This window comes from Runella sp. (assembly GCF_027484545.1).
Lineage (GTDB): Bacteria > Bacteroidota > Bacteroidia > Cytophagales > Spirosomataceae > Runella.
In genome coordinates, this window is the sequence record NZ_JAIXST010000287.1 from 1 (window position 1) to 11,796 (window position 11,796).

Sequence of the window (11,796 nt, forward strand, 5' to 3'; positions counted from 1 at the left end):
GGCTTGGGCATTTTTTCCCATTCATCTAACTTGGAAAGTAGAATTTCTGTCGCTTTTTGTTTGTCCATCGTTTTTTGTGGCTAATTTAGTATTGCTCTGCATTTATTCGTACACCCCTGCAAAGTAGTTCATAGCTTTACTAAGGAAACTCGCATAAGCAGGTTGTGATTGACCATTTACCTGTGTATAACGCTCATCATCCACATACAACTGTCCCAATCCTGCATAAGCTTCCGCCTGTTTTTCAGCAGTGCCGTGCGTTCCCCAAAATTTGCGGATATTTTCGTAATGCCGCGCTATCTGCTCCTGTACTTTAGGGCTTGTGGGGTCTTCATTCATTATTGAAAACAGAGCGGTAGCAATTTCTTTTTGCTCGTCTTTCAATTGCTCAAAATGGGCTTTGCTCAATTTCCGAAGGCTGTTTTCTGATTTTTCCATGGCATCGGCGCCCCATTTTTTCTCGGCCTCATTTCGGTAGGCTTCCCCTTGTTCTTTCGGAAAACCCTCGTATAATTCTTCGTGACTTAACATGGTTTTTTCGTGTTTTAAGTAACCAATCGTTTTATCAATCGTTTCGAGCATGGTTTCGATTCGCTGCTGCTTGGAGATAAGTGCCATTTTATGGCCTTCAAGCGCCTTGACAAGGTTGAATTCGACATTATCCAGTATTTCTCCAATTTCCTTTAGCGGCATATCAAGCTCTCTGAAAAACAGAATTTGCTGAAGTCGCAGGAGTTCCTTTTCTCCATACATTCTGTACCTTGCTTCCGTTCGTAAAGAAGGTTTCAGCAGGCCTATTTGGTCGTAGAGATGAAGTGTGCGTACACTTACTCCAGCCAATATTGCCAGTTTTTTCACCGAATACGCTGCCATTTTTGCTGTTTTTGGATTGACAATGCAAATAAAGGGGATGACGTAAGGTTAGAGTCAAGTGTTTTTTGATAAATTTAAAACAACGCGAATTTTTCATTTAGAAAAAAAACATTCGTCAGTAATTACATTCAATTCATAGGTAAAATGAATAAAAAACGCGGATACTTTAAAAGTAAATAAGGTTAAAGTGTTGAAAATGAGATGTAAAATCGACTAAGTGGTGTATGAAATGCAGCTGAAAAAATTAATAAAAATCTTCACCCGACTGGTTTGTATATTTGTAATTATAAAATTCAGCATCCCTAAAGCAACCATCTTATGTTTATTAGAGTGTTTTTTGTGCTTCTCCTTAGCACCGCAATCGTTCAGGCCCAACAGGCTTTATTTCCAACAAAAGGCATTCAACCGGCTATTTGCGTGGGTGAAAATGAATCCGTAGAAATGGTCTTTGGGAAAAGAAATGAATTCTATTACACTGCCTCGAATGATAAAGGAAAAACCTTCGCCTCGCCCGTACTCGTTGACAGCTTGCCGGGCTTGCATTTGGGGGTTTCGAGAGGGCCGCAGATTGCCTCCGGTTTGAACTCTACCGTGATTACTTCCATTGATAAACAAGGTAATTTGTATGCTTCCATACTCAATCGTAAAACCAATAAATGGCAAAAACGACTTAAAATCAATGATGTAACTGATATTGCTAAAGAAGGTTTTAATGCCTTAACAAGCGACGGAAAAAACACTTTTTTTGTAATTTGGCTGGATTTGAGGGAAGATAAACAAAACAAAATTTACAGAGCGTTTTCAAAAGATGGAGGCGTTACATGGAGTAAAAATAAACTCATTTATCGTTCCCCGGATTCGACCGTTTGTGAATGTTGTCAACCTTCGATTCTCATGAAAGACAACCAGATTTTTATCATGTTCAGAAACTGGATAGATGGCTCACGTGATATGTACGTAACCACTTCAAACGATAGTGGCAATACGTTTCAACCGGCCGAAAAAATGGGATTGGGAACTTGGAAATTGAAAGCCTGCCCGATGGATGGCGGAGGAATCAGTGTTACTAAAAGCGGAGTATTGACTTCGGTCTTTCGTCGGGAAAACCAATTGTTTACTGCAAAACGTGGGGAAGCCGAACAGCTTCTCGCGTCGGGTAGAAATGCGTCCATTGCCACAAGTGACCAAACGGCCTTTATCACTTGGCAGGATCAGGGCCAAATTTGGCTGAGTCAAACCGGACAAGAACAACCGGTAAGTTTGGGAATGGGCAGGTATCCAAAAGTAATCATGCTCAATGACGGGGAAGCCCTTTGTGTTTGGGAAGAAAAAGAAACAATAAAAGGAATGATTTTGAGTGCAGGCAAAAAATAAACGGTCTTACTTCTTTGTCAAAAACTTTAAATACGTAATAAGAAAGGGGATTTATGGCTTATTTTGCTGATTGTTATCATACCAAATGGATCGTTTTTCCGATACCTTCATTGAGGTAAAACTTAAAAACAATCCAATGAAAACAATTAAATTATTCCACATTGGGACATTCATGGCCCTTGTTAGTTTTGTATCAACACTTTCATTTGCTCAGGCAGATTACAAACACCCCATCCATATTGGCAAAGATGGAAACATCAAAGACAATAAAGGGGCAAGCGTAGGTATGGTAACCAAAGACCAAATTATCAAAGACCATCAGGGAAATAAAATCGCCTTTATGGACAAAGACGGCAATTTGGTTGACGCTAAAACGAATAAAAAAGTGGGTAAAATGGGGAAAGACGGAAAGACCTATTACAATATAAAAGGAGAGGTAGAATTCACGGTCAGAGATAACCCCGACGAAACGTGTGACATTGTAGATGCCAAAGGGAAAGTGGTTGGCAACGTACACGATAGTTTGAAAGGAATTGCCTGCGCCATCCATTGCTTTCACATGGATAAAAAAGTAGCGGGCACTCACATGAAACACTAATAGTAGCCGGGTGAGTTATGCAAAGTAACTCGCCCGAATTTTTTTATCCAAAAATCAGTTGTAGTGGCTATTTGCTGATTTTTAAAGCCAACTCTAAACGCTCTGCGGCGTTGTCCCAATTAAGAAAGTTGAACAATTCATCCACAAAATCAGCTCGTTTATTCTTGTATTTTAAGTAGTAAGCGTGTTCCCACACATCAATGACCATCAGCGGCACTATGCCCCAAACGGTTAATTTTTCGTGATTTTCCACTTCCAACACGACCAGCCGATTACTCATCGGGTGAAAACCTAATAAGCCCCAACCGTTGCCGTCGACGTTTTTAGAGTGGTGTAACAACAGCATTTTGAGTTTATCAAAACTGCCGAAATCCTTTTCAATTCGTTTCAATAATTCGCCTTTAGGGTCTGTCTTTTTGTTGCTAATATTTGTCCAAAAAATCGTGTGCAACACATGGCTCGACAAATGAAGTGACAGTTTCTTAGACCAATAATCCACTCCTTCTAAATTGTTGGTTTCCAAGGCTTTTTTGATTAATCCCGTGGCTTTATTAGCCGTATTGACTGCTCCGCCGTGGTGAGCGGTATAGTGCAGTTTCAGTACATCGGCGGGCATAAAAGGCTCCAAAAATGTATCGGCATAAGGCAATGCTCCCAGTACAAAATTCCCCTGTTCGTCGGTCAATTTGTCCATGCCCGATTCGGCAAGCGAAGCACTGAATACGTCGTTGCCGGTCAGCGGGCTTGCTCCGGCAAAGAGCGATGTTTTTGCAGGAAGTCTTTGCGGTTCATTGTGTTAATGTTTGTTTGCTTGTTTTCTAAAATCTAAGTTTTGGAAGAAAAACACCCGTATCGAATTTATGTTTTTGAATTTGTTACCTGCTGCAAGTTGCTGATAAACATTCATATAGCCTAATTGTAAATGGGCGTGGCTGTTGAAATTATATCCCAATCCCACAAAAAGACGGTTTTGCTCGAATACGTTATAGACATTGTTTTTCGAGAGGTTTATCATCACTTCATTATTCAGCAACGCTGAAACCGTTTTGGCAGCAATGCCTTTTTTGCTCAATGGCACATTCAGAAAAAAATTGTAACGAATCCGCTCGTCGAAGCGGTAGCCTTCTGCCAGTTCGTTGTCGTTTTTTATTTTTCGTCGGAAACGTTCTTCCAATCGCACCCATTGCATCGTTTTGACTTTTCCGTATTTGTTGTGCAACTGTATTTGATGCCAAATTCGGTGTTCGGGCATTGAAACGTTGGTGTGACCTTCTTCGGGGAAGTGATTAATAAAAGCGTAGCCATTCGTAAACTTCAAGTCATCGTTGAAATAATACATCAAACCCAGTCGAATTATGCCTTTTGAGGGTTCTTTGACGAAATGCTCGGTAGTACGAAAATGGAAATCGCCCCAAAGTCCCCATTTATCTGAAAGGCGGGTTTGATTGAAGTATCCTGCCCAAACTTGCTGTTCGTCGGTGGCTTGACGGGAGGTTTGGGCAAAAACAGTGCTTGTCAATAAGCAAAAAACAATGATTTTTTTCATTTATTAGTAATTGTTAACGGTATGGGTTTTACTTTATAATTTCAACAAATATCCGAGTAGTGCCGCTGCAATGATGATCTGCGGCTCTTTGATTTTTTTGACGTAAATCAAGGCCAACACTGCCGCTACGGTGATGAGTGCCGTCGGAATGTCAATGATGCTTTGCATAGCAATGACCAACACCGCCCCGCCCAACGCCCCGCCCACTGCCGCCGTGATGCCATCCACAAACGCTTTGATAAATTTGTTTTTAGCGATTTTTTGAAAATACGGAGCGGGTAAAATCGTGAAAAGATAGCAAGGCAAAAAAGTAGCCAAAGCCGCCACGCACGCTCCCCAAAAACCATTGACCAAATACCCAATAAAAGCGACCGTGATGACAACAGGCCCGGGCGTAATCATCGCCACCGCCACGGCGTCCAGAAACTGCTGCTCGTTAAGCCAGCCGTATTCCTGCACGACCCCGGCGTGTAAAAAGGGCACAATCGCCAAGCCGCTTCCAAACACAAAAGCCCCTGCTTTGGCAAAGAAAACGGCAATTTTTCACAACGTCGCCGATTCGTATTCCCAAAATCCTATTTGTAAGAATATCAATCCCTGGGCAGTATTTGTGGGTATTTTGGGCGGAGCTTTGACAAACATGTACAACAAACCTGCCGCCACAAAAAGCAACACCTGTTCTTGTTTGGTGATAAACGTAACAGCGCAAGCTGCTATAAAAAACAACCAAAGCAGCCAATTGGTTTTTAATGACGGAAGCGTAAATTTTCCGATGGATTTTTGGGTGAGTTTGTACGAACTCAGGGCAATAATTCCAATCACCGCCGCCCCAATGCCGTAGAAAACCGCCTGCATCCACGGTAAACCGCCATATTGTTTGTAGGCAATGCCCAGCAAAAGCACCATCAGAAAGGAAGGAAGCACAAACGCAACCCCAGTCAGCGTTGCCCCCAAGATACCGTAATGCACGTAGCCCAAATAAATACTCAACTGGGCTGCCAAGGGCCCCGGGGCAAGTTGCGCCAATGCTAAACCGTTTTTGTATTCTTCTTCCGAAATCCATTGGCGTTTTTCCACCAAATCTTTGTGCATGTAACCCACCAACGCCACAGGTCCGCCGAAGCCTGCATAACCGAGTTTCAGAAAGTAGAGTGTTATCTCTTTTAAAGAATATGTATCAGTCATTGCTCTGTGTGGTTTTCAGGCAAAGTTTCACTAAACTGATTCTCCAAAATAGAACAGAATTAACCTTTTGTATATACTTTACTTTTTTGCGCGTTTTTTCTGAAATCGGAAGGGTTTTCGCCCCTGATTTTTTTAAAAATACGCGTAAAGTGGCTTTGGTCAGAGAAACCCGTAAGGTACGCAATCTCGGTCAGGCTGTGATTTGAGGTTTCCAAAAGCTCAATTGCTTTTTCAATTCGAAGCTTTCGGATGTATTCTCCGTAGCTTAGATTTTCAAAATATTTCGAGAATTCACGCGACAAATACGCAGGGTTGATGTCCAATTCTTTGGAGACATCTTTCAAGCTTAACGCCAGATTGGTATCAATTTGATCTTGCAGAATTTCTTTCAGTTCCTTTGCCCAAGCCGGTGTTTTTCTGTTGGCCGTACCGGCAGAGGTCAGTACTTTTTGAAATACATTGACCAATAGATCTTCAAACGGACCCTGAATGTGTTTGACCGCCTGAAGGTAGGTAGCCCAACTGTACAACGCGTCGTAAATCACCATACCCTGAGCCAAAAGCGCGGCATCGTCGGTAAAATTATGGGCAAGGCCGGCCGAAATAGCCCAAAGCCCGGCCGATTGAGCTGCAATTTCGTGTCGGTCCGTATCAGCGCCGCGTATTATCAGCGCCATCGTGTGAACGGCAGGGTCTTCAATACCATACTTTTCAATTAGACTATCAAAGGTGCAGTTTTCGCCAAAATGCGACAGTTCTACATTAGGAATGTCAAAAGGAATGGCGTTCAATTGCTGCGCTTTTGGGATAACCTCATTGAATGGGACATAGAGAAATTCAGCTTCCTTATCAATGAATTTTTTAATGAGCCAAGGGCAGGCAATTCGGTCAATCTTGGGTTTTTCGCGTGTTATCCATTTCATACATCCGATGGCTTCTGAGAAGTTTTCGCAAAAATATTCGATTTAGGCAGTAAAGGTCAATAAAAATCTCAAATCACTGGTTTGAAACTGCTCACTCAATTCTTTGCAAAAAGAAGAAGAGAGAGTCATTTGGAGGAAATCCTTTAGTCTATTGATTGTTAGGGTATTAGACAGGCTTATATCTTTGAAAAAAGTAAAAATATAACAGATAAACTCACTTTTACTTTCAAAATGTATTTTGTATAACTTTAACAATAAAGTTTTGTAATAAACAAATTAAAAACCATTGAAAATTTAAAAATCTACTCAGTACGTATTCTGTGTTATGTACTATAAATACGTCTACTTTAGCGTATTTTTTATAAAAAAAATTAAATATTTTGTTTGGTAATCTCAAAATGACTTTCTAACATTGCAGCGTCAAACAACTCATATCAAAAAAGAATTTTTAGCTTAGTAACGATTTCGTACCCGAGACTTTACACTGAGTACAACTGCTGCCAGCCGATTTGTAAACCACCTGCAAAAAGTCTGAAATTCGAGTAAATGCTTTTATATAAAAATGAAGTAGTCCGGCATCTCGATTATAAACCATCCTACTGTTTAAATTGAATTAATTACTTAGCGCATAGCTTGGACAATCAACCGCAGAAGACGGTGGTTGTCGGGTGCGAATTTGATTGTTCAACTATGCGCTAATAATAATATATAATTTCTATGGATTAAAAACTTTAAATTGTTTAAAAAACCGGCTCGGCGGCAACCGAACCGGCAAAGTTAAACCAAACAAAAGGCTCATTGGCAAATGATTAGGACAATCGTTGGAAGCGATTGTCAGACACTTTATTTTTTAATTTAACCGGTACAAAGTAATGAAAAAAAAACTACTCCTGTGGGGAATAGTCATTTGGATTCCATTTTTCGCACAGTCGCAAAATACACCGACAATAAATGCTACGGTTTCGGGCAAAATAGTTGACCTGAAAACAAGAGAACCTTTGATTGGAGCCGCCGTGCTCATCAAAGGCACCACCAACGGTTCAACGACCAATCCTGAAGGGGCTTTTTTGTTGAAAACAGGGCAAAAACTCCCTTTTACCTTAGTGGTCAGTTTCATTGGATACGAATCCAAAGAGATAATTGTGGAGAAAGATAATGTAGAAATTGCTCTTTCGCCCGACTCAAAACAATTGTCAGAAGTCGTGGTCGTGGGGTATGGCTCTTTGGAGCGCAAAAACCTCATCGGCTCCATTGCCAAAATTGACCCAAGCGAATCTAAAACCATTCAAGCGGGTAGCTTTGATGCCCAATTACAGGGAAAAGTATCGGGCGTACAAATTTCCTCCAGCACGGGTGTTCCCGGCGAAGTGGTTAATATTCGGGTTCGCGGTGCTACTTCCATCAATGCCGACAATGACCCGTTGTACGTAGTGGATGGCGTTTTTATCAATAACAACAGCCTTCAAACCATCGGAACGGGTGGAAAAGCCACCTCCCCTATTGCAGACTTGAACCCCAACGACATTGAAAGTATCGAAGTCCTGAAAGATGCCGAAGCTACGGCGTTGTATGGTTCACGAGGCGCCAACGGTGTTATTTTGATTTCTACCAAACGGGGCAGTTTTGAACAAAAACCGAAGGTAAATTTCAACGCTTCTTACGGACAGGCCAAAGCCACCAAACTGTGGGAGTTGACCACCGGCCCTGAACACGCGCAGTTGGTCAATGAATGGTGGATCAACACGGGAAAAGATACCCCTTCGCTCAATCGGACAGCGGCCAATCGCCCCTTCCGCCCCGTTTCTGAAGGAGGAAGAGGATTGCCCGAAGAACAGCAAACCTACGACCGTTTGAGTGAGTTGTTCCGCACGGCAAAATTGTCTAACTACGACCTGTCATTGGCAGGCGGAACCAAAACGACCAAATACTACATCGGTGGCGGGTATAATAACCAGGAGGCCATCATCAAACCCATTAAATTTCAACGGGCCAGTTTCAAGGTTAACCTAGACCAGAAAGTAAACGATAAAATTCAGGTGGGTGTAAGTAATAGTTTCACTCGTACCTACCGCAACCAAGCCCGCGCCGGCGATGGCCCCGCAGGAGGATTGTTGCAGGCGGCGTTGCATACACCTACGTACCTTTCACCCGTCAATGAGCAGGGTGTATTGGTGGGTCGAGCAGGTTTTGACAACTTGACTTTGCTACTTGATAATTACAACGTCAATTCAACCAGTCTTCGCTACATCGGAAATTTATACACCGATATCGAGCTGTTGCCTAATCTGAAATTCAGAAGCAGTTGGGGAATTGATTACAACAATTATAACGAATCCGAATATTGGAACAACCTGTTGATTTCGGGAAGCCCCAATGGATTGGCTACGTCGTCCATTACGCAGTTTACGACTTGGCTCAACGAACAAACACTGACGTATCGTAAGAAAATCGGAACCCAACATTCCTTTGGTGTTTTGATTGGAAATACGCTGCAAAGCGACCAACAAACCCGTACGTACGCAGAAGGACGCGGTTTTGCCAATAACCAATTTACTCAAATCTCCTCGGCAGCTACTACCGCCGGTACCCAAAGTTGGACAAAGAGCAATTTGGCTTCGTTCTTCGGAAAAGTGGATTACAACTATGCCGGTAAGTATTTGATTGATTTCAGCGTTCGCGCCGACGGTTCATCTCGGTTTGGAAACAATCGCCAATGGGGCTATTTCCCATCGGTAGGTGCCGGCTGGAGAATCAAACAGGAAAGCTTTTTGCGCGATGTCCAATGGCTGAGCGACCTCAAGATTCGGAGTAGCGTAGGAATTACGGGAAATCAAAACGGCATCGGAAACTTTGCTTCACAAGGATTGTGGACAGGTGGGGCATCGTATCAGGGAAGTGCCGGGATTGCACCACAGCAGCTCGGAAACTCCGATTTGCAATGGGAGCGCACGCGTCAATTCAATGTCGGTTTGGATGCTTCGTTGGCAAATTCGCGCGTTTCGGTTGAACTGAATTACTACAACAAATATACTTCCAACGGTTTGTTGCAATTGGCCCTGCCTGCGGCCACCGGTTTCAGCGGCTACTGGTCAAATTCGGCTGAAATCAGCAACAAAGGGGTTGAGTTTGTGTTGAATACAGTCAATATTCGCAAAGGCGGTTTCAACTGGACAACGAGTTTTAACATAGCTCAAAACGTTAATAAAATTGAAAAACTTCCCAATCCGCTGCGTTATGGAAGTCGTGATTTGATTTTGTTGCAACAAGGCACACCGCTCTATTCGTTTTGGGTGTACAAAGAACTGGGCGTAAATCCCGAGACGGGAAATGTGGTTTACGAAGATGTCAACAAAGATGGTCAAATCACCGTTGCTGATCGTCAAATCTTCGGAAGTATCTGGCCAAAATTCTTTGGCGGTTTGACCAACAACTTTACCTACAAAGGCTTTGATGCCAATCTGTTTTTCTCCTTCCAATACGGAAACAAAATCTACAATCATAACCGCTTCTTCGGCGAAGGCGGCGGTGCCCGCGATGCCGCTCGGGTCATTCTTGCCAGCAATAATGACCGTTGGCAAAAGCCCGGCGACATAACCGATACGCCTCGCCCTGACGGGGTTAACGTAAATAACTACCGCGACGGAGGAAGTCGTTGGCTCGAAGACGGTTCCTTCTTACGCCTTCGCTCGCTCAATATAGGCTATACCCTTCCCAAAACAATTACGAAAAGAATTGGAGCAGAATCACTGCGGGTCTATGTATCAGGTACTAACTTATTCCTAATTACCAAGTACACGGGCCTTGATCCTGAATCAAGTGCGAGCAGCGATCAAAACCAGCAGGGAATTGATTTGGGTACGCCCCCCCAGCCTCGCGGTGTGCAGGTTGGAATTAATATCTCTTTGTAATTCAGTTGTTTACAAAAATCAAAAAGTAATGAAACTTACAAATTATATACTGTCGGTATCTTTAGTAACGGTGCTGTCGAGTTGTGATAAATTTTTGGATGTAAAACCCAAAGAATCCATTTCAGACGCAGGTACGATTGTGGATAAGACCTCTGCCGAAACGGCCATCAGAGGAGTTTACAGCGGTTTAGCAAGCGGCGATTATTACGGAACCAGTTTCCAATCCATTGGATATTTGTCGGGTGATAATATTCAGTGGACGGGTTCACAATCGCAGGTGCAGGAGTTCATCAATAAAAAAGTAAACGCCGACAATTCCACCATCAGTGCTGCTTGGATTGCGATTTACCGCACCATCAATCGCGCCAACAATGTGATTGCCAAAGTTGCCACCGTGACCGACCCGCAATTGACGCAGGCACTCAAGGACCAGTACATTGGTGAGGCTTATTTTGTGAGAGCGTTGTCTTATTTTGATTTGGCCCGTACGTGGGGAGGCGTTCCGCTGATTACCAAACCCACTGTGAATCCGACTGATAATGTGGGAATTAAACGCAGCAGCCAGGCCGAAACTTACGCGCAGGTATTGAAAGATTTGGAAGCCGCCGAGCCCCTTCTTACCAATACAGTCGATCGTTTTCGCGCCACCCGCAAAACCGTTTGGGCCTTGCGTTCGCGCTATCATTTGTACCAAAAAGAATGGGCAAAAGCCGAAGAATACGCCGATAAAGTTATTACGGATGCTACTAACTATAAATTGCTGAAACCTTTCAGCGCGTTTTTTGCCAACGATGCCCGAGGTACAGCGGAGTCTATTTTTGAGATTTTTTACAACGGAACCACCGAAGTAAACAGTCACCGGGGACAATGGCAACCGCAAACCAACGGCGGAACGCGCCAATGGGCACCCAATGATGCGTTGGTTGCCTTGCTGAACAATACCTCCATCGGTGGTACTCGCAGTGCATTGGTAGCCAAAGACAACCAAAATCGCTGGTACGGCAACCTCTATTATCGCAATCCTGCCTCCGACCCCTCCTACATACTTCGCACGGCAGAACTGTACCTGATTCGCGCCGAAGCGCGGGCTCAACAGGATAAACTCACTACCGGTTTGGCTGATTTAAACCTCATCCGTGATCGCGCCGGTATTACGGCGAGTACGGCAGCAACGAAAGATGCACTCCTGTTAGCCATTGAAAATGAGCGCCGAGTAGAGTTTGCGCTGGAGCCGCACCGCTGGTATGACATTGTTCGCACGGGAAGGGCTGCTGCCGTTTTCAGCGTAACCGACCCCAATCGCTTGCTGTTGCCCATTCCCGTTCAGCAACTTTTATCGGATAAGTCTTTAGAGCAAAATCCCGGTTATTAGGCGCTTCAGACTTGGAA

At 43.5% G+C, this 11,796-nt stretch carries 8 protein-coding genes and 1 pseudogene; 4 read left to right on the forward strand and 5 right to left on the reverse strand.

Annotation, left to right across the window (positions count from 1 at the left end; translation table 11 throughout):
- Window positions 1-102: 102 nt before the first annotated feature.
- Window positions 103-873, reverse strand: coding sequence for a MerR family transcriptional regulator (locus Q0081_RS25670; RefSeq protein WP_298360434.1), 771 nt, complete (start codon window positions 871-873; stop codon window positions 103-105).
- A 318-nt stretch (window positions 874-1,191) separates the two neighbouring features.
- On the opposite strand from Q0081_RS25670, the gene Q0081_RS25675 reads away from it, so the two are divergent.
- A complete protein-coding gene (locus Q0081_RS25675; RefSeq protein ID WP_298360436.1) occupies window positions 1,192-2,247 on the forward strand; it encodes a sialidase family protein in 1,056 nt (351 codons plus the stop codon).
- A 136-nt stretch (window positions 2,248-2,383) separates the two neighbouring features.
- The gene (locus Q0081_RS25680) at window positions 2,384-2,845 is read left to right on the forward strand and encodes a 5-fold beta-flower protein (RefSeq protein WP_298360438.1); all 462 of its coding nucleotides are present in this window, start codon (window positions 2,384-2,386) and stop codon (window positions 2,843-2,845) included.
- 67 nt (window positions 2,846-2,912) lie between these two features.
- On the opposite strand, the gene Q0081_RS25685 is transcribed toward Q0081_RS25680, so the two are convergent.
- The 4 genes and pseudogenes from Q0081_RS25685 to Q0081_RS25700 form a co-directional block, all read right to left on the reverse strand.
- Window positions 2,913-3,539: a superoxide dismutase gene (locus tag Q0081_RS25685; protein ID WP_298360440.1), complete on the reverse strand. Its 627-nt coding sequence runs from the start codon at window positions 3,537-3,539 to the stop codon at window positions 2,913-2,915.
- Between the two features lie 102 nt (window positions 3,540-3,641).
- Window positions 3,642-4,391 (reverse strand): DUF2490 domain-containing protein, encoded by a 750-nt coding sequence (locus Q0081_RS25690; RefSeq protein ID WP_298360442.1) that lies wholly within the window; start codon window positions 4,389-4,391, stop codon window positions 3,642-3,644.
- 33 nt (window positions 4,392-4,424) lie between these two features.
- Window positions 4,425-5,576: pseudogene (locus Q0081_RS25695) on the reverse strand (chromate transporter).
- Between the two features lie 59 nt (window positions 5,577-5,635).
- Complete coding sequence (locus Q0081_RS25700) at window positions 5,636-6,499, reverse strand: chromate resistance protein ChrB domain-containing protein (RefSeq protein WP_298360444.1); 864 nt, start codon at window positions 6,497-6,499, stop codon at window positions 5,636-5,638.
- Window positions 6,500-7,371: 872 nt separating this feature from the next.
- Here Q0081_RS25700 and Q0081_RS25705 point away from each other — a divergent pair.
- Both Q0081_RS25705 and Q0081_RS25710 read left to right on the forward strand, forming a co-directional pair.
- Complete coding sequence (locus Q0081_RS25705) at window positions 7,372-10,407, forward strand: TonB-dependent receptor (RefSeq protein ID WP_298360446.1); 3,036 nt, start codon at window positions 7,372-7,374, stop codon at window positions 10,405-10,407.
- A 28-nt stretch (window positions 10,408-10,435) separates the two neighbouring features.
- Window positions 10,436-11,779: a RagB/SusD family nutrient uptake outer membrane protein gene (locus tag Q0081_RS25710; protein ID WP_298360448.1), complete on the forward strand. Its 1,344-nt coding sequence runs from the start codon at window positions 10,436-10,438 to the stop codon at window positions 11,777-11,779.
- The last annotated feature ends 17 nt before the right edge of the window (window positions 11,780-11,796 follow it).